Origin of the sequence: Streptomyces sp. NPDC014889 (assembly GCF_043081205.1) — a bacterium.
Lineage (GTDB): Bacteria > Actinomycetota > Actinomycetes > Streptomycetales > Streptomycetaceae > Streptomyces.
Window position 1 is genome coordinate 1 of record NZ_JBIBWH010000028.1, and the last position, 19,004, is coordinate 19,004.

Sequence of the window (19,004 nt, forward strand, 5' to 3'; positions counted from 1 at the left end):
AACTCGAACAACTCGTCGCCCGTGCCGTGGCGAACTGGGCGTTCCGCACCCACCGCCGCCAGCCCCTCATCATCCCCGTCATCATCGACGCCTGAACCACACCCGGGCAGGCGTCCGGGGGCGGACGCCGATGTGCACGAGGGAAACCCGGCGACGAGTCGGTCCTGATGTCCAGCCTCATCACCGGCCCACCGGGTCGGCCCGGGCGGCCCGGCGGCGAGCGCTGCGCCGGGCATCCCGCAGCACCTCCAGCAGCTGACCTGCCGCCCGAGCAGCAACATGACGGCCACGGGCATCAGAAACGCGGACAGCCCGGTGTACCGGCCAAAGGAGGAGAGAAAGTCCGTCAGACATGACGCTCATTTGACGCTCCGGCCGCCTCACAGCCCGCACCCAAGGCAGGAAAACCCCATGTGACCTGCAGGTTCTCCTCCCGTCCACACACCTTGTGACTTGTTTCCAATGACGCATCACGTGGAGTGCGTGGCGATTCTGGAGCCTGCGGACAAGGGCGCCTGACTTCGGGTTCGTGAGCCAGGCGCTTGTAACAATCAGGCGGCGACGAGCTCCTGCTCACGGTCCGGCGTCTTGACCTTGGGCTTCTTGTTCGGCAGCGAGAGCCGGAAGACCTTGCGCCACGCGGAGAACACCTGTTTGGGCAGCGGTCCGGTGACGTACTCCAGCTCGTACTTCTCGAACAGCGCGCGCACCTTCACCGCGACCTCGGCGTACCGGTTGCTCGGCAGGTCCGGGAACAGGTGGTGCTCGATCTGGTGCGACAGGTTGCCGGTCATGAAGTGCATGGCCCTGCTGCCGCTGATGTTCGCCGAGCCCATCATCTGGCGCAGGTACCACTGGCCGCGCGTCTCGTCCTTGATCGACCGGCGCTCGAAGACCTGTACGCCCTCGGGGAAGTGCCCGCACATGATCACCGAGTGGGACCAGATGTTGCGGACCAGGTTCGCGGTGAACGTGGCGGCGAGCGTGGGGAGGAACGACGGGCCCGACAGCAGCGGGTGGATCACGTAGTCCTTCAGCACCTGCTTGCGGATCTTGCGGCCCACGGCCTTGGCCCGCGCGCGGAACTCCGGGTTCTTGCGGCGCCGCTTGTGCAGGTTCTCGCCGAGCTCCAGGTCGTACGCCGCGATGCCGTACTCGAAGAAGCAGGCGTTGATGAAGTTCCACAGCGGCTGGCCGAGGTGGAACGGGTGCCACTCCTGGTCCTCGTCGACGCGCATGATGCCGTAGCCGAGGTCGTTGTCCTTGCCAATCACGTTGGTGTACGTGTGGTGCAGCTCGTTGTGCGAGTGCTTCCACTGGTCGGCCGGCGAGACGTGATCCCATTCCCAGGTGGTGGAGTGGATCTTCGGGTCCCGCATCCAGTCCCACTGGCCGTGCAGGATGTTGTGGCCGATCTCCATGTTGTCCATGATCTTCGCCACGGACAGACCGGCGGTGCCGAGCAGCCACGCGGGCGGGAAGATCGAGAACAGCAGCACGCCCCTGCTGACCAGCTCGAGCTTGCGCTGCGCCGAGATGACCCTACGGATGTAGGCGGCGTCTTTCTCGCCGCGTCCGGCGATCACTTCGTCGCGGATCGCGTCCAGCTCGCGGCCCAGCTCCTCGATCTGCTCCGCCGTCAGGTGGGCGGTGGGGTCGATGGCGGTCAAGGTGCTCCTACCGTTCGATGTCGCAAGGGCCCGCCGCGGCGGACACACAGGTCTGGATGAGGACGCCCGGCTCGGCCTCGGTGATCTCGCCGGTGCGCAGGTCGCGGACGGCGCCCGCCTTGAGCGGCGTGATGCAGCCGAAGCAGATGCCCATGCGGCACCCGGAGGGCATGAGCACGCCGGCCTCCTCGCCGATGTCCAGCAACGGCGTGGCGCCGTCCGCGTCGACGGTCTTGCCGGTGGCGCTGAACGTGACCTCGCCGCCGTCGCCGGCGACGACGATGCTGGGGCGGAAGCGTTCGGTGTGCAGGCGCTCTTGTACGCCGTGCTCGCTCCAGTGCTCCTCGGCGGCGTCGAGCAGGCCCGCGGGCCCGCAAACCCAGGTCTCGCGCTCGGCCCAGTCGGGCACGAGTTCGTCGAGACGGGCGATGTCGAGCATGCCGTCTGTGTCGGTGTGCACCTCGGTGAGCCGCAGCTTCCTGCCCGCGACCAGGTCGTGCAGTTCGTTTCGGAAGATCACGTCTTGCGGCTGTGGCGCGCAGTGGACCATGACGACGTCGTCGAACTCGATGTCGCGCAGCATGCCCATCACGGGCGTGATGCCGCTGCCGGCCGTCAGATAGAGCACCTTGGCGGGCTTGGCCTGCGGCAGCACGAAGTCACCGGTCGCCTGGTCGAGCTGGATCAGCGTGCCCGGTTTCGCCCTGCGGACCAGGTGGTTGCTGACCTTGCCGTCCGGGATCGCCTCCACAGTGATCGTGACGCGGCCGTCCTGACGGTTTGTCGGCGAGGTGATGGAGTAGGCACGCCACAGGCGCACCCCGTCGACGTCGACCCCGATCCGCACGTACTGACCGGCCGTGTGGCCGCGCCAGCCCCGTCCCGGCCTGATCACGATAGTCGCGGCGTCACCCGTCTCCGGGTGCACGGCCTCGATGCGCCCCCGCAGGTCAGCGCCCGCACGCAGCGGGCTGACCAGGTCGAGGTAGTCCGACGGCAGCAGCGGCGTCGTGACCATCTCCAGCAGTTTCCACGCCCTGCTGCGGAGGGCTGCACTCGTCATGCCTCCAGCTTGCTGCGCCTCAAGGCGTAAAGTCCTGACCGCAGGATGTGAATTTCGTCGGCTGAATTGTTCGCAGGGAACAAAACGTGAGCCATGCAATCCAGAGGGCCAGCGAACTGGCCCTGGACGAGACGACGGTCACCGCACTGAGGGCCGCGCTGAAGACCACCGCCGACGAGGTCGTCCAGGCGATCATCGACGAGGTCCCTCCCTACGCCAACGCCCTTTCGGGCCACATGGGCGCCACCATCCGCCGAGCCGTCCGCACCGCCCTGGGGCACTACCTGGACCTCGCGAGCGGGAACGCCACAGGCGGCGACGCCGGCGATGCAGCCTACGAGCTGGGCCGCGGCGAGGTCCGCGACGGCCGTTCGATGGACGCCCTGCTCAGCGCCTACCGCGTCGGCGCCCGCGTGGCCTGGCGATGCCTGGCAGCGGGCGCCGTACACGCAGGTCTGCCCGCCGCCGAGGTCGCCAAGTTCGCCGAGCTGACCTTCGCCTACATCGACGAGCTCTCCGCCGCGAGCGCCGCGGGCCACGCCGACGAACTGGCCGCCCGGGGCCGGGCCCACGAGCGCCACCTGGAACACCTGGCCCGCGACCTCCTCGCCGGCGCGAGCCCGGACGTGCTGCTGGCCTCTGCTCAACGGGCCGGGTGGCAGCCTCCGGCTTCGCTGACCGCGGTCCTGCTGCCCGCCGCCCAGGCCCGGCCTGCCTACCGCACGCTCGACCCGAGCACCCTCGTCCTCGACGATCAGCCGGACGCCACCGGTGTGCTGCTCGTCCCCGATGCCGACCGATCACATCTCTTGCGGCAGCTGACCAACCGCACCGCCGTGGTCGGCCCGGCCCGGCCATGGACTCGTGCGTCCGCCTCGTACGCACGAGCCGCACGCGCGCGCTCCCTCTCCTCCGATATCCGCGACACCGAGGACCACCTGCCCGAGCTGGTGCTGAGCGCCGACGTGGACGCGTTCGCAGACCTGCGTGCCCGAGCCCTCGCACCGTTGCGGACCTTGCCTGTCGCGACCGCACGGCGGCTGGAGGACACGTTGCGGGCGTGGCTGCTGCACCAGGGCAGGCGGGACGAGGTGGCGGCGGCGTTGTTCGTCCATCCCCAGACCGTCCGGTACCGGATGTCACAGCTGCGGGAGCTGTTTCCGGATCTCACATCGCCACACCGGGTCCTTGAACTGACGCTGGCGGTCGGTCTTCGGGTCAGCTGACGCGTACTTCGACCGTCCACGAACTCCCGGCGGATCCCGGCATCGTGCTCGGTGTCTACCTGGACGTCCTTGCAGCCGGGACGGTTCGGGTGAGCGACGCGATCAAGGTGCAGCAGGTCGGCTGACAGGGAGCGTTCCACCACGAGTCGCCCACCTGCCGATCCGTCAGGCCCGCGTCTCGCACGACCAGCCACACCCGGTCGCGACTGAGCGGGAGTTGGCCGAGGAGGACGCCGGTCGCGTCGAGCAGGGTGTTGGCGAAGGCTGGAGCGACCGGGTTGAAAGGGCGGACTGTCGGCCGTGACGCCCGTTTGACTCCCTGGGCACCCACATGCATGGCGATGGGCCAGGAAATGGGATCTGACCTCGGGTTTTCCGAAGATCGCTCAGGTCGACATCTTTCCGATGACCCACCAGGTCGGTGTGCCGCGATTGAACCGGTCGCGAAGAGCTCCTGAACTGCGGTTGTGGGCGCACAATGTGCGGTGCGGGCGTTCAGTAGGTGGGACCGTAAGGGCTCCAGTGCCCGAGGAAGGGTTTCAGGTCGTCGGCTTGTGGCTTGGGAATGTCGGGCAGCCGGGGCGGTGTGTTCAATGGGTCGAGGCGCTCAACGGTGGCCGCTGCCCAGCTGATCCATTCCTCGGCTTCGGTTCTGGCCTGGCCCGGAGGCGTGGCCTCGACTCGCGTGCGTACGGTGCTCACGTATTGGGTCAGTCGGGTGGCGTGGCGCCATGCCGCTTCCTGAGCTTCGAGGTGCCTGACGCGGTACGCCTCCGCGTACCGGATGCGGGCTTGTTCCATGGCGGCTTCCCAGCGGATGCGCTTCTGGCGTGCCGCTTCGGCCTCGTCCTGGCGTCTGCGTTCGGCGGCGTCGCCGCGAAGTGTGACCTCCTGTGCGATCTCGGCAAGCTGCTCTTCGAGGGTGCGGCCGGGAGCGTCGGCCCATTCGCTCGCCCGGTGTGGCTGGCCGCCGCTGAGGATGATACGGAGGCGTTCGGACGGGGTGTAGTCGAAGCGGGGAATTCTGACCCAGGAGTGCTTCTCGGCCTCGGCGAGTTCCTTCTCGGTGGCGACGTGCTCGGCCCGGTCCTGTTCCTGGAGGACGAGAAACCCCACTGGCTGGCCCTGTGCGGTGATGGTGAAGTGGGGGTTTGCCCTGCGGCGGCGATGAGACGGGGGTGCGAAGCCGGTGTGCCCCGCCGAGCAGGTGTGTCCTTCGGCCTCGGCGTCGGTGATCAGTGCCTGGATGAGTCGGAGAGCGCGTCCTTGGACGGGCTTGGTCAGGCCGAGCGGCTGGCGTTCTTTCTGCATGGCCCGGATAACGGTGTGCGGCCGAGTGAGCCGCGAGGGCACGGGGACGGGGTCGAGGACGGCAAGGCGCCAGGCGGGGATGTCGACGAGCTTGATCTCGTACCCGTCACGGCACCGGTTTCCGTACAGCTCCTTCGTTTCCGGAATCCTTCCGGATCTGCGTGCCGCGGCGACGCGGGACGGCCACTTCTCCAAGTCGGGACCCCTGCCGCTCTTGACGATCCTGCCGCCGGCCTCCGCGAGCTCCTGTAACAGCTGCTCCGTGAGCGTCACACGAGGCTGTGAGGGAGGGCTTGGCTTCCGCTCGGTGGCCGGATTTTCCTGCGCTCGGGTGGACTTACGTCGTGGACCGGCGGCCTGGGTCTTCCGCGGGCGTGATCCGCGGGGAGGGTACGTGCCGTGTGCCAGGTAGTGCCGACCGGCGCTTGTCAGGGCGACGCTCCACTGCCCGCTCTTCCGGGAGACCGTCACCAGACCACGGTTGTGGAGTGCCTGGCAGGTGGTCTTGTAGGAGCTGGTGTTCCATACGCCTGCAGGGCACCCGGCTCCCACCCACTGCAACACCGATAGCTGCCGCTCATTGACCCGCCGTCCCAATGGTCCGCCTTCGACTCGAAGTGACGCACGACGGCGGCATGGTGCCAGTTCCGGTGGTAGGCGACCGGTGCTTCGAGTCAATTCGCTCGAACGAGCGGGCTGACGTGGCTGGAAGCCGGTTGGGCCGAGAACCGTAGGTGGGTGCCTGTCCTACGGCGGGGTCTGACTCCTGAGATCTCTGACCGAGGTGTCCTGATCACACTGTGTCGACCGCCGGCCAGGGGACAGCGCACTGTTGGTCTCGGGCTGATGGACGTGTCTCGATAGGGGCTTGCCGGAAAGGCGTCATCACGATTCTGACCGTCCGCACGGCCCGCTGCCGGCTACGGGACAAGCCGTCGGGCCTGAAAGGGAACGAGCATGACCGGCACGTCCTCCGCTTCGCGTCCTCGTCGGCGTCGGCCGGCGGGGGAGGTCGTCCTGGGAGTGGACACGCACCGGGATGCCCATGTGGCCGCTGTGCTCTCCCTGGTGGGGGAGGTGATCGGCACCAAGGAGTTCCCGGCCAGCGCGGCCGGCTACCGCAACCTGCTGCGGTGGGCCAAGGCGTCGGGTATGGTCCGGCGGGCCGGAGTGGAAGGGACCGGTTCCTTCGGAGCTGCCCTGTCCCGCTACCTGCTGGCCCAGGGCGTGGACGTCTTCGATGTGAACCGGTTCGACCGGGCCGACCGCCGTCGGCGCGGCAAGTCGGACCCGCTCGATGCCGAGAACGCGGCTCGGGCAGTGCTGAGCGGGCGGGCGCGCGCCCAGGCCAAGACGGGCGACGGGCCGGTGGAGATCGCCCGGATGTACAAGCTGGCCAAGGACTCGGCGGTCAAGGCCCGCACCCAGGCGATCAACCAGCTCAAGGCCGTCCTCATCCGTGCCGATCCGCAGCTGAGGGAGGAACTGGCCGGGCTGGGCAACGCAGAGCTCTTCCGCACCTGCGCAGGGCTCGTCGACGACAGCCTGAACCATGAGACCGGCGAGGGGGCAGTGCTCCACGCCACCCACGTGACCCTGGGTCTCCTGGCCCGGCGCATCAGGCAGCTCAGCGAAGAGGTCCAGGACCTGGAAGGCCGCCTGACCCGGCTGGTGGAACGCCACGCTCCCCAGTTGCTTGAGCTAGTGGGCATCGGCCCGGACACAGCCGTCACTCTGCTGATCACGATCGGGGACAACCCGGAACGCCTGGGCAGTGAGGCGTCCTTCGCGGCGCTGTGCGGGGTCAGCCCCGTCGAGCGCTCCTCGGGCAGTCGGCAGTACCGCCGCCTCAACCGGGGCGGCGACCGGCAAGCGAATGCTGCCCTGCACCGGATCGTGCAGACCCGCCTGCGCGTCGACCCGCGCACCCAGGAGTACTACGAACGCCGCAGCAAGGAGGGCAAGACCCGGCGCGAGATAGTCCGAACCCTCAAGCGCTACGTGGCCAGGGAGGTCTTCCACCTGGTCAGACCTGTGCAGTCGCAACCTCCGTTATAGGGGCTGTCGTGCCGTTGCGCCAGTAGCCCAGCACGGCGTCGTCATCCTCGATGCCGGTGACCGTGCCGACCCGCTCACCATGCAGCCGCAGCTCGCGATCGTCGATTTCGAACGGCGAGTCCTGGCGGCCCAGAGAGAGGATCAGATACGACGGGTCGGTCGGCCGTGAGTCCAGCTCCAGCTGGAACCGCATGCGCGGCTTGTCCAGCGGCGAGCGCGCTCCGCAGCTGTTCAGCGCGATGAGCAGCACGTCTTCGGCGTTGATCTCCCACTCGCGGGCCACGTCCTGCAAGTGGCGTATGGACTTGAGCACTTTGATCTCCTGGTCTCGGTGGACGGTTGGGGATGCCCTAATGGAGAGCCGTGAAGGGGGTTAGGCGGGCGGTCGGGTTCGCTTCCGAAAGCCGTGGGGGGCTCCGTCGCCGACTGCGTAAGGGGTGAACTGAGCGGGGGTGTGGTCGATGGGCAGGTCGGGCTGCCAGGCGGTGAGGATCTGAGCACTGCACACGAACAAACCGTCGGGAAGATGATCGAGTGGGTACCAGTCCCAGTCGCCGACGCTCTCGTTCGGCTGCGTGGTCGGCTGTCCGTGCCAGGCATGCACGAGGGCACCGACGGTGACCCGCAGGACGCCTTCGACATGGTCGACGAGCGTGCCCAGGAGTGTGACGGCGCTGGTGTGAGTGGTGAGACCGGTCTCCTCGCCGAGTTCGCGCACCACTGCGGCATCGAAGGACTCACCGGCCTCGACGGTTCCACCGGGCAGTTCGAGGGTGCCACCTTTATGGCGGCCCAGCAGGAGGCCCTGCTTGCTGACGAGGATGGCTCCGACGCCGACAGCCGCGTGCGGCACTGGCGGCCTGCTGCTGCGGGGGCGGCTGGAGACCATTGCCGGCCGGTCGGGCAGGCGGCGGGCACGGATGAGCTGCTGGATGACCGCGGCGCTTTCGTCCGGGTGGTGCAGCAGGTCAATGGTCTCGACACGGAAGCCGTACTCGGTGAGTAGGTCCTCCCACAGTTGCGGTGCCAGGACCCACATCTGGGTGGCCAGCGGTGGATCGTCGCGCAGCAGGATCATCTGCTCGCGCGGTGTCACCTGCGTGGACGGACCGAGACCGTTTAGGTCGGTGTGCAGGAGCGAGAGGATCAGCGGTGCGCCGGGACGCAGTCCGTCGCGCAGGGCTGGCAGCGCCCGGTGTGGGTCGATGAAGGCCAGTGTGCCGATGGCGTACGCGGCGTCGAACGGCTCGACTTCGGCGAGGTATTCGGCTACATCTCCTTGTGTGAACTCCACGCCCGGGGTACCGGCGTGGGTGGAGGTGGCGCGTTCGTGCTGGGTCGGGGATAGTTCAATTCCGGTGACGCGAGCGCCGTGGGTGCGCGCGAGGTGGACGGCGTGATGGCCTGCCCCGGACCCGATGTCCAGGACGCGGCGGCCGGTGATGTCGCCAAGGATTTCAGCACCTGGCCCGATCCCCTCCCATGGCGTCCAGGACATTCGGTCGGGAATGGGCGGCGTGTAGGAACGCGCGAGTTGGCGCTGGCCGTAGATCTTCCAGGCTCGAGTGTTGATGTCCTCCACGGGCACGGTGCCTCCTCGGTGGGCGGTACGCGGTCAGGTGTGCGTGATGAGGTAGGCGGGGCCTTCGCCGGTTCGGGCACGTTCGACGGCGTTGAGACGGGAGAAGTCACGAGGCGCCATCAACTCCTGCCAGCCAGCCATGTCGTGCACGGCCCACATGTCGTGTTCCGCGGGGTCGAGGCGGATCCGGCTGAGCTGGTCGGCGGTCAGCTGGCCTCCGTCGAAGATGAGCCCCACCTTGTTCAGCGGCATGCGCGGCCCGGCGTGGAGGAAGTGCGTCAGGAGCAGGGTCGGCGTGTTGAGGGCGAGGTCGAGTCCGGTCTCCTCGACCGCCTCCCGTCGGGCGGTCTGCAGCGGGTCCTCGCCCGGGGCGTCCAAGTTGCCGCCTGGGAACTGCCAGAGTCTCGAGCCGTAGACCGAGCGGAGCTGGATGGGCCGGTCGTGCTCGCCGCGGATGTACAGGCAGCCGTACACCGTGTGGTGGGGGACGGTCTGCGCGTACTGCGTGGGCGTCATCGGCAGGGGGCGGCCGGGCCGGGCAGGACGGTGGTCGAAAGCGAGGGCGAGAACCCCGAGGGCTCCCTTGGCCGGCGGGTAGATGCCGCGGAGGTTGGCGAGCAGTTCGCCGGGCGGCCCGTCCGGGTCGATGCGTGCGGTGTCCTCAGAGCTGAGCAGGTCCTCGAAGGAGGGGTACGGGGTGATCCGCTGCACGATGACGTCGAGTTCCCGCCCGGTGTCCCGGTCGTGGAAGACGACCATGTCGCCGACGCCGATGTCGCGCTTGGTAGGGGTGGCCACCCTCACTTCGATGGTCTTGCGCCCTGCTTCCACTTGGCGGTAGTACCGCCCGAACAGGTGCATGTGGTGCTCGGTCGCTACATCTCTGGCCGCCGGGCTCGGGACGGCTGGGATCGCCTGCTGGGTGTCGTCAGACATACGTGCCTCCGTTCGATGCTTTCCGTCCGTGGACGGTCGTGGGGTCGCGACCGTCCACGGAGCGGTGGCCGCGCTCCTGCGTCTCCGGATCGGAGCGGGTGGCGAGGAAGCGGACGAGTCCGTCGGCGCGCTACGGCAGTTCGATCGGTCCGTAGCGCGCGTGCGGCTCCTGCCGCATCAGCGCGTCGTACCGGTCCGCTATCGAGAAGTGCCAGAACTCGGTCCCATAGTTCGTAAAACCCGCTTCGTCCATGGCGTTGAGCAGCAGCGTGCGATGGTGACGCGCGTGATCGCTGAGGTTCGGAGCGTGCGTGAAGCAGGCGCCGTCGCTCTCCTCTGGGGAGGCGTTGACACGGGTGCCGAGGTCGAGTTCGTGGCCGTCCTGGTCGACGAGGGTCACGTCCACGGCCGCGCCTGCGGAGTGGGGAGCGATTTGCGGTGGCGATACATACCGGCTGGCGGCCTGGTGCAGCTGCTCAGCTGTCCAGTCGGGGTGGGCGGCGGCCAGTTCGTCCCGATACTCGGTGAAGTAGCGCTGCTGGAGGGAGAGAGGCCGGTAGCCCTCGATGAACAGCAGGTCGGTGCCGGCGGGCAGGAGCGAGCGGGCGAGCTGCAGCTGGGCCAGGACGCCCTCGCGGACGTGGGCGAACGCGCCCAGTGGATCTTGCTTGCGGGGATCGACACGGAAGTCGTGGTCACGCACGTCGACGAGCGGCTCTCCGCACTCGCGTACCGGGATCGCGGCGACCCGCGGATCGGACATCAACACCAGAGGGCTCATGGAATCTCCCTGGGACGGCTTGCACTGCTGTGGCGGGACGGTGGAGGCAGAGGCCAGATCGGTTTCGCGCGCGATCCGCGCGATAGTGTCCTGCAGCGTGCTTTCGGCCGGGATCACGCTCTCCAGACCGCCGGGCAGCAGATCCAGCTCGCGGTACCAGGAGGCGAGGTGGTCGTCGGTGACCTGCGCCAGGTACGCGGCATCCGCCTTCGAGGCATGCCGGACCAATGTCGCCCCCAGCGGAACGTCCAGGTAGTAGCAGCTGGAGACACCGCGGTGGTCCCGTACCAGAGACGTGATCATGTGGCCGTAGCGGTCGGCGTACAGGATCCCTTCGAGCACGACGTGGAAGCCGGCGTCGAGGGCTGCGCGTGCGATCCTGCCCAGCAGGGCGATGTTGGCGCCGCGCGCGGTGTCGTGTTCCCTGAGCACGTTCCGGCGGATCACGTCCTGCCCCACGATCGCGACGCCGCGGCCGTAGCGATCTCTAAGGCCCTGGGCCACGCTCGACTTGCCCGACGCCGAGTTGCCGCGGATCACCACCAGGCGGGTGTCCGAACGTCCGGCTGCAGTTGCAGTGGATGCGTGACAGGCTGCGCTGTTCGGTGTGCTGGTCATGCGGGCCAGCCTGTCTCGCTGTACAGCTCCCCGTTCTGGATCTTCCCGATGGCCACCCGGGTGTAGGACACGAGGTTGTCGGGCAGTGCGGCAGGGTCCCAGAACTTCCACTGGGTGCACTTGTCCGGTTCGCGCAGTTCTGGTTCGCCGCTCCAGGTCCGTGCGCGGAAGAACAGGCCCATGCGGGGCCGGTCCCCGGCCTTGTCGATGTGGTGGACGACGTGGACGAGTTCGACGTCCTGGCGCTCGATGCGGAGGCCGGCTTCCTCCCGAGCCTCCCGAATCAGGCAGGCGATGGCGTTCTCCTGCTCGCAGTGGCCGGCCAGGACGTGCCAGGTGGACGGCGCGAACTTGGAGTTGGGGTGGCGCAGCCCGAGCAACACCGTCCCGTCGGGGCGCTCCAGGTAGAGGTGGACACCGATGACGTTGAGGACCGTGCCGTGCGGCGAAGCTGGACGGCGCTCCTCGTGCGATGCGAGCCCGCTCCGCGGCGCGGTGCTAGCGGGACGGCTGGCAGCGTGGCGCCGTACGAGGTCGTTGGTGGTGGGCGCGATGCGCAGGCGGTGGAGGTCGGTGGGGGCGAACCAGGCCAGCATCACTCCTTCCGTCAGGTGAAGGTCGCGGGGGTCGCCGTTCCAGCGGCCGGCGTAGATGGCGATGGGCACGGTCGCGCCGGCGTCGTTGGTTGCTTCCTCGATGCCGAACGGGGTCAGGTCGGCGATGTGGAGGCCGGCTTCCTCGGCCAGTTCGCGCCGCACGGTGTGTTCCAGGGTGGCGTCCTGGGGCTCTCGGCCGCCGCCCAGCAGGGACCACATGCCCGGTTCCCAGATCTGGCCGGGGAAGTAGTCGCGCAGGTGGAGCAGGTACTCGCCGCAGTCGTTGTAGATCAGGGCGGAGGCGTTGGCGGTCTCCGGTTCGACGGTGGGCGTGAGCTTGAGCAGCTTCTCGCGCAGGGAGGGGGAGGTCACTCTGTCCACGGGGCGCCACTCGATGCCGGCGACTTCTTCTTTCTGGAGCACCACCGGCACCTCTGTCGCTGTGTGCAGGCGGAAGAGGAAGCGGAGGTCGAAGTGCTGGTGGCCGGGTTCGCCTTTGCCCGGGTGGGCGTCGATGTCGTGGATGTCGATGTCGAACGGCACGGTCTCGTAGCCGGGCCACGGTGCCACGGCCTGGGGTGGGATCCCGGTCTCCTCGTGCAGCTCCCGCAGGGCCGCCACGGCCAGGGACTCGTCCTCGGGCTCGGTGTGTCCGCCGGGAGCGAGGACCTTCCCGCTCGCCCGGTGCAGCACGTGCAGGACGCGGCCGAGCGGGTCGACGACGATGGCGCCGCAGGTGACGTGTCCGGAGAAGGTGGAGCGACAGGCGATGTCGGTGGGCCGGTCGAGGGCATCCAGGAGGCCGCCGAGTTGCGGTCGCTCGTGCGGGTGGCGAGCGAGGTAGGTGTCAACGGTGGTGCGGATGTGGTCGTGCGACAGCGGCATGGGTCTACCTCAGAGGGGCGCAGAACGGAACGAGTTGAGGCGGGGTGGTCGTTCGTGTCAGCTCAGTCGCATCCCCTCCGTGGGGACTTCCTCGACCGCGGCGGGGGGAGCGGTGGGCAGGCCCCAGCGTTCCTGAGCTGTCTCCGCGGCGAGTCGGGCTTGTCGCGCTCCCGGCGGGCCCCATCCCAGCAGGGCGGCTGCCTGGGCGGGGGTGGCGAGCAGGCGTGCGAAGGGGTGGCCGGTTGCGGGGTCGATGGCCGCCGGCCCGATGGCGGTGACACGGGCGGCCAGGCGGAGTCGGGCGTTGGGTGCCACTCCGCCGTAGACCTCGCCGGTCTCGTCCAGCACCCAGCCCAGTCGCACCGGGTCGGTCAGGGTGAGCTGGGCTTCCTCGGCGGCTTCGCGGTGGAGGGTGTCCTCGGGAGTCGTGTCGGTCTTCTCCACGGTGCCGCCGGGCAGCATCGGCAGGGCGCCCCGGGGGCCGGGGTCGGCGACGAGGACGACCCTGCCGTCAGGCACGAAGCACCACGCCCAAGCTTGCTGTACGGGTAACCGCTCGGGGACGGGGCCGCGATTGAGGGGGCTGTCCCACAGGGGCCGGTAGCGGACGTGGACGTCATGGCGATCCAGCGCCGGGGCCTCGCGGATGTGCCGGCCATCGGCGAGGTGGGCGGTGGCGGTGCCGCCGAGGCGGGCACGGTAGGCGGCGAGCATGATCTGCCCGTCCACGGGGAGCAGCCGCTGCACAGCGTCCCGGGTCTCGAAGAAGGCGAACTCGGACAGCTCCTCGCGAGGCAGGCGAATCGCCTTCGCTTGGTCGGGGGTGAGAGTTCCGCCGTCGAAGACGTACCGGATCTCTCCGGGGCAGGGCATGCCGGGCCTGATGTCGGGGTGGTTCGACGAGAGGGAGTGGACAGCGAGCACGCCTGCCAGGGGCAGGTCCGCCAGGCCCAGTTCCTCGGCGATCTCCCGCCGACAGGTGGCCAACGGATGCTCGCCGGGATCGACGACGCCTCCGGGCAGTAGCCACCGGTCGTCCTCGCGGTAGGTGGGGTGCACCAGCAGGACGCGGCCGACCTGGTCGGTGACGATCGCGGCGGCGCCGAGCCACACCGCGTGCCGGGACGCGGCGTACTGCGCTACCGACAGGGCGGCACTCGGTGCGACGTGATCCGAAGGGGAGGCGGAAGAGGTCACGGGGCTTTGCCTTTCAGAACGGTGGGCGGGCGTGTGTACGGCGCGGACCGGGGAGTAGTGATCAGGCGGTGCCGCCGCTCATCCGGCGCTGCAATTCCCACCAGGACTGGAAGGGCCCCGGCTCCTGGGTGAGCTGGGCGTAGGTGCCTTCCTGCACGATCCGGCCCTCGTCCAGGACCACGATCCGGTCGGCGACGGCCACGTTGGTGAGCCGGTGCGTGATCAGCAGGATGGCGCGGTCCTTGGCCAGTTCGCGCAGGCCGGCGAAGATCCGGTGCTCAGCACGGGCGTCGAGGGCGGCCGTGGGTTCATCCATCACCGGGAGCGCCGCCTGCCGGTGGAAGGCGCGAGTGAGCACAAGGCGCTGCCACTGCCCGCCGGAGAGCTGCTGCCCGCCGAACCACTCACTGGTCAGGAGGGTGTTCAGGCCGGAGCGGAGGTTGGGCAGCATCTCCGCGGCGCCGGACGCCTCGCACGCGGCGAGCAGTGCTGCGTCACTGGTGTCGCCCTGCCCGAAGGTGATGTTGTCGCGCATCGTCAGCGGCAGGTAGGTGAACTTCTGCGGGACCAAGGCGACTTGCTCCCATGACCCCCACGGGTCCAGGTCCGCCGTGGAGGTGTGGTCCCAGGCCACGTCGCCGTCGGTGGGCAGCAGCAGCCCGCACAGCAGGCGGGAGAGGGTGGATTTGCCGGAGCCGTTCTCGCCGACCAGCGCCACGATCTCGCCGCGTCGCACGTGGAGGGATACTCCGCTCAGGCTGTCCTTCGGGGCGCCGTCGTAGCGGTAGGTGACGTCGCGGAGCTCGAAGCGCTCCGGGACTGCGGACAGGGCCGCGGTGCCGCGGGAGTCGGTCATGGCCTGGCCGTGGGCGTTGTCGAGGAAGTTCTGCCAGTCCTGCACGTACCAGCCGGTGCGCACCAGGCGGGCCCCGCCGTTGATGATGCCGCGCACGGAGCCGGTGGCCGTCTGGAGGGCGAAGACGGCGCCGCCTCCGGCTGCCAGGCTCATGCGGCCGGAGGCGAGGAGCCACAGCAGTGCCGCCCACACGGCGGTCGAGGCGACCCCGCCTGCGACAGCGCCGGCCAGTCCCATCCAGGCGCCGGTGTTCGCGGCCTTGCGTTCGGCCGCGTTGACCGAGGCGGCCAGCTTTCGGTACCGGCCGATCAGGAAGGGGCCGGCCAGGCAGGCGCGCATCTCCTCGCTGGACTCCATGTAGGCCATGTGCCAGCGCAGCTTGCCCAGCATCCGCCGCCGCCCGGAGGTCTCCAGCCCGGCGAGGTAGAGCAAGCGGGCGGAGCGGACGTAGGCGGCGGCCCGCGGCAGGCACGCGAGGAAGAGGAGGGGGAGAAGCAGGGGGTGCAGGACGGTCAGGACGGCTGCGCCGGCCGTGAGTGTCGCGGTCGCCGCGAGGACGTCCTGCGCTTCTTCCACCAGGTCGGGGGTGACTTGGGCTCCGCGGTCGGCGATGTCGTAGGCGTCGTTGTAGCCGGGCTTGTTGTTGGCGGCCAGTTCCGCGCCGAGTGCGGCTTCGATCATCGTCAGCTCCGCTGCCCGGCCGAGAACGGGTCGCAGACGGCCGGTCAGCCAGACGACGGTGATGCCCAGCAGCGCGCGCAGGCCGGTGGCGGTGGCGATGACGGCCAGCTGCGGGGCGGCATCCCACAGTCGCTCGGTGATGTCGCCCGAGGAGATCAGCGTGGTGATCGTGCCCGTGACGGCCAGGAGGCCAAGGGCCGCGAGGACGCCCGTCCCGATCTGGCACACCAGCAGTCCGATGGTCGCGCTGCGGTCCACCCGCCAGGCCATCTGCACCGAGCGCAGTACGAGCGCGGGCAGGCGGCGCGCCATCGTGCGGGAGGTCAGGAGCGATCCGGCCTGGAGCCGCGACTCGTCGCGGTAGAGGTATTCCTCCTCTCGAACACTGGCCTCCTCCGGTTCGTTGTCCTGCGAGGTGCCGGGCGGTGGCTGAGGCGGCTGCTCCTGTGTGATGGCCGAGGTCATTGTTCCCCCTGGGACGGTCGCTGCGGCGGAGTCGTGAGGACCAACGACCCAGCCGAAACGCCGACAACGCTGCGTGACGAGCTGGCGTTGCGGCAGGTCATCCCGGCCGACACCCGCCTTGGCTGCGCGCAGGGTCGGTCCGCAGCAGCCTCCCCAGCTCTGTCTCGGCATGGGCGACCGTGCCCGTCAGAGACGCGCGGTGGTGGGCGGGCAGGGTGCCGGCTCCCAGTTCCGCCGCCGCGATCACCGCGCTGAGAGCGTCTGTCCGGTCGGCGTTGCGGGCGGATACGGCGACAGGATGATGCAGGACTTCGCGTGCGGCGTAGGCGTCGAGTCGGGCGACGTCGATGATGGCGTCGAGCAGCGAGTCGGCGTGCCGTCCGGTGGGGGCCAGTTCCAGGGCCGTAAGGCCCGTCCGGGTCTGGAAGGCGGCGGTCGACGGTTCGGGGTGGGCAAGGAGCAGGGCGGCTTCGCTCAGGGTGCGGTCGAGGTCGGGCTCGGGTACCGGCGTGTTTGCGGGGGCGGCAGTGGGTGCGCAGGAGGAGGGCGACGGCGGTCTCCCAAGGCTCCGTGGGCTGGGTGGCGTCGATCATGTCGCGGGCCTGCTGGTCGTGCCCCTGTTCCATCAGGGACATGATCTTGATCTGGCGGCCGTCGAGGAGCCGGTTGCCGATGCCACGGTGCTGGGCCATGGCCTCGGCCGCCTCGGTCCACCGGCCGACGCGCGCGAGGGCGCGGGCGCCGTCCACGAGCAGGGTGACCCACAGCTCCTGACACACCTTGCGGTGATCGCCTTCCGTGCCGGTCAGAGCGGACAGGTCGACAGTGCGGCCGTCTATCTCGGTCTTCTCCCGCTGCCGGGCAGCGCGGTTGAGGCGGACCAACAGGTCGTAGGCGGCCTCGCCTTGGCCGTCGCGGGTCAGCAGCCGGGAGAGGTTGACCAGAGGCATCAGCGACATGACGGCGGTCGGTCCGTTCAGGCGCCCGGCGTTGGCAAAGACCTGGTGCTGTCTCCAGCACAGGTCGGTGGCCAGGTCGGGCAGGCCGACGTCGGAGGCGATCAACGCGGCGTAGTTGAGGACCCCGCAGGTGCGGGCCACCAGATCGTGGTGGCTCGCACCTGCGGGTGCGACGGTCAGCCCGGTGAGGTGGTTGATGCGCTCCTGTAGCGGGAGCGCCGGTGCCTTGGTGCGGCGGACCAGTGGGATGCGGCTGGCTATCGCGGGGATCATCGGCTCAGCCCTTGCGCGCCCAGTCGACGACGAGACGGCTGTAGGGCTTGTCGACGATGAAGCGCGGATCGTCAGCCGTGAGCCGGTCGCGGGAGTCGGCGACGGCCATCCGGAAGCCCGGCTCGGGGGCGTCGTTGCCGCCGCTCGCGTGCCAGGCGCGGATCTCGCTCACGACGTGCTCGGCGAGGTCGGCGCCACCGTAGCCGTGCCCGATGACGCCGACCTCCCAGTACCGGCCCTTCTCGTCCTCGCCCTCGCGGATGGTCAGGTACGCCAGCGCTCCGCCGTCGAGCGCGGCCATGGAGCCCCAGCCGAAGTGCGGGGTGAATCCGGGGCGTCGGCCCGGCAGCCGGGACAGGCCGTTGGGCAGCACGCAGGCCAGGTACAGGTACAGCCACTCCCACGCGGAGCCCTGCCGGAACTTCACCCCGGTGTAGATCTTGGTCTGCTTCTGGTCGAGGACGAAGCTCAGGGCGTCGCGGTCCACGTCCTGCTCGCTGAAGGTCTCCAGGCGGACGTTGCCTTCGCCGGCCATCGGCACGAGGGTGTAGACGTCGTCGCAGACGCCCTTGCGCAGCGGGATGAAGGTCGCCATCTCACAGGAAACGGACTTCCAGGTCTGTCCGTCGCGCTCGAAGGCGAAGGAGCGGGAGATGCTGCCGCGGATGCGCATTGGCAGGACCAGGCGTCCGCCGGGCGCGAGCTGGTCGAGGATCTTCACCGGTACGTCGCCCGCGCCGACGGTGAAGATGATCCGGTCGTACGGGGAGTGCTCGGGCAGGCCGGCCGCGCCGTCGGCCAGCGTCGCGGTGGCGTTGTCGACGCCGGCCTGGGCGAGTTTCTTGCTCGCGCTGGCGACGAGGTCCTGGTCCACGTCGAGGGTCCACACCTGCCCGCCGGGTGAGACGATCTTGCCCAGGAGGGCGGCGTTGTAGCCGGTGGCGGCTCCGGCTTCCAGGACCTTGTGGCCGGGCTGGGCGCCGAGCTGTTCGAGCTGGGTGGCGACGATGGACGGCGCGGAGATGCAGGAGATCATCTCTCCGTGCTCGTCGTGCTTGATCGGGACCGCGTCCTCCTTGTACGCGGCCTCCAGGTCGACGCCGGGCAGGAAGGCGTGGCGGTCGGTGGTGCGGAAGGCGTCGATGGTCGTCTGACTGCGCAGGTGGCCGCTGTCGACGAGGCGTTGGGCGAGGGATTCACGCAGGTCGGCGGGGTCGGATACGGGTGTCACAGGGGTCTCCATTCGAGGGAGGCTAGGGTCCGCGGAAGCGGACTTGCGGGTAGACACGTCATCTCCCTCTCCGGTGGAGAAGGCGACGTGACGGCCGAGCCACGCGGTGGCGGCCTGCGCTTCGGCAGGCACGCCGGCGCGGTTGAACGCGAAGATCGCGTGATGGGCGAGCACGGCCCGCAGGCCACGTATCAGACGCCCATCGGCCGCGAGGCGGCGCAGACGTCGGCCGGCGTCCTCGAACGCGGGGACGCGCTCGGCCCAGCCAGCCTCGGCGTCCGGCCGACGGGCCGCGTCCGCGTTCATCAGGCGCCGCATCGACGAGACGGACCGCTCCAGCGCGGGGCCGTCGGGCGGGGTGACCGGGGGACGCAGGGCGGCGAGGCGGGCCCAGACGTCCCCGGCTTCGAACGGGTCCAGTCCGGCTTCGCGGATCACGGCGGACAGCAGCATCACACTGCGCTCGCGTGTGCCGGGGTTGCCGGTCTCGGCCAGCGCGGCGCGGCTGTCGGCGCAGAACACGTCGTGCGCGACGTCCATGCCCTCGGGCCCGCCGAAGGCTTCGGTCTCCACTTCAAGCGCAGCGTCGCAACCCGACGCCGGCAGCAGTACGCCC

General features: G+C 69.4%; 14 protein-coding genes. 3 read left to right on the forward strand and 11 right to left on the reverse strand.

Annotation, left to right across the window (positions count from 1 at the left end; translation table 11 throughout):
- Nucleotides 1-551: 551 nt before the first annotated feature.
- Both ACF09J_RS34800 and ACF09J_RS34805 read right to left on the reverse strand, forming a co-directional pair.
- The gene (locus ACF09J_RS34800; protein WP_392309458.1) at nucleotides 552-1,670 is read right to left on the reverse strand and encodes a fatty acid desaturase family protein; all 1,119 of its coding nucleotides are present in this window, start codon (nucleotides 1,668-1,670) and stop codon (nucleotides 552-554) included.
- A 7-nt stretch (nucleotides 1,671-1,677) separates the two neighbouring features.
- The gene (locus ACF09J_RS34805) at nucleotides 1,678-2,733 is read right to left on the reverse strand and encodes a ferredoxin reductase (protein WP_392309459.1); all 1,056 of its coding nucleotides are present in this window, start codon (nucleotides 2,731-2,733) and stop codon (nucleotides 1,678-1,680) included.
- Nucleotides 2,734-2,819: 86 nt separating this feature from the next.
- Between ACF09J_RS34805 and ACF09J_RS34810 the strand changes: the two genes are divergently transcribed.
- The gene (locus ACF09J_RS34810; RefSeq protein ID WP_392309460.1) at nucleotides 2,820-3,959 is read left to right on the forward strand and encodes a helix-turn-helix domain-containing protein; all 1,140 of its coding nucleotides are present in this window, start codon (nucleotides 2,820-2,822) and stop codon (nucleotides 3,957-3,959) included.
- A 495-nt stretch (nucleotides 3,960-4,454) separates the two neighbouring features.
- Here the strand turns inward: ACF09J_RS34810 and ACF09J_RS34815 are convergent, their stop codons facing one another.
- Nucleotides 4,455-5,543 carry a hypothetical protein gene (locus ACF09J_RS34815; protein ID WP_392309461.1) on the reverse strand — a complete coding sequence of 363 codons (1,089 nt, stop codon included), beginning with the start codon at nucleotides 5,541-5,543 and terminating at the stop codon, nucleotides 4,455-4,457.
- Between the two features lie 774 nt (nucleotides 5,544-6,317).
- Between ACF09J_RS34815 and ACF09J_RS34820 the strand changes: the two genes are divergently transcribed.
- The gene (locus ACF09J_RS34820) at nucleotides 6,318-7,328 is read left to right on the forward strand and encodes an IS110 family transposase (RefSeq protein WP_392309462.1); all 1,011 of its coding nucleotides are present in this window, start codon (nucleotides 6,318-6,320) and stop codon (nucleotides 7,326-7,328) included.
- On the opposite strand, the gene ACF09J_RS34825 is transcribed toward ACF09J_RS34820, so the two are convergent.
- From ACF09J_RS34825 to ACF09J_RS34855, 7 genes are all read right to left on the reverse strand, one after another.
- The gene (locus tag ACF09J_RS34825) at nucleotides 7,297-7,641 is read right to left on the reverse strand and encodes a hypothetical protein (RefSeq protein WP_392309463.1); all 345 of its coding nucleotides are present in this window, start codon (nucleotides 7,639-7,641) and stop codon (nucleotides 7,297-7,299) included. The two genes, ACF09J_RS34820 and ACF09J_RS34825, sit on opposite strands and share 32 nt — an antisense overlap.
- Before the next feature lie 60 nt (nucleotides 7,642-7,701).
- Nucleotides 7,702-8,916, reverse strand: coding sequence for an NUDIX domain-containing protein (locus ACF09J_RS34830; protein ID WP_392309464.1), 1,215 nt, complete (start codon nucleotides 8,914-8,916; stop codon nucleotides 7,702-7,704).
- A 27-nt stretch (nucleotides 8,917-8,943) separates the two neighbouring features.
- A complete protein-coding gene (locus ACF09J_RS34835) occupies nucleotides 8,944-9,846 on the reverse strand; it encodes an NUDIX domain-containing protein (protein WP_392309465.1) in 903 nt (300 codons plus the stop codon).
- Between the two features lie 130 nt (nucleotides 9,847-9,976).
- A complete protein-coding gene (locus ACF09J_RS34840) occupies nucleotides 9,977-11,245 on the reverse strand; it encodes a M15 family metallopeptidase (RefSeq protein ID WP_392309466.1) in 1,269 nt (422 codons plus the stop codon).
- Nucleotides 11,242-12,726: an NUDIX domain-containing protein gene (locus tag ACF09J_RS34845; protein WP_392309467.1), complete on the reverse strand. Its 1,485-nt coding sequence runs from the start codon at nucleotides 12,724-12,726 to the stop codon at nucleotides 11,242-11,244. The genes ACF09J_RS34840 and ACF09J_RS34845 overlap by 4 nt, the downstream gene beginning before the upstream one ends.
- Before the next feature lie 57 nt (nucleotides 12,727-12,783).
- Entirely contained in the window at nucleotides 12,784-13,923 is a 1,140-nt protein-coding gene (locus ACF09J_RS34850) for an NUDIX domain-containing protein (protein ID WP_392309468.1), read from the reverse strand.
- A 61-nt stretch (nucleotides 13,924-13,984) separates the two neighbouring features.
- Nucleotides 13,985-15,925, reverse strand: a complete 1,941-nt coding sequence (locus ACF09J_RS34855) for an ATP-binding cassette domain-containing protein (protein ID WP_392309469.1) — start codon at nucleotides 15,923-15,925, stop codon at nucleotides 13,985-13,987.
- A gap of 527 nt (nucleotides 15,926-16,452) precedes the next feature.
- Between ACF09J_RS34855 and ACF09J_RS34860 the strand changes: the two genes are divergently transcribed.
- Entirely contained in the window at nucleotides 16,453-17,094 is a 642-nt protein-coding gene (locus ACF09J_RS34860) for a hypothetical protein (RefSeq protein ID WP_392309470.1), read from the forward strand.
- A gap of 67 nt (nucleotides 17,095-17,161) precedes the next feature.
- Here ACF09J_RS34860 and fxlM read toward each other — a convergent pair whose 3' ends face one another.
- Entirely contained in the window at nucleotides 17,162-18,961 is a 1,800-nt protein-coding gene (gene fxlM / locus ACF09J_RS34865; protein ID WP_392309471.1) for a methyltransferase, FxLD system, read from the reverse strand.
- Nucleotides 18,962-19,004 lie beyond the last annotated feature (43 nt).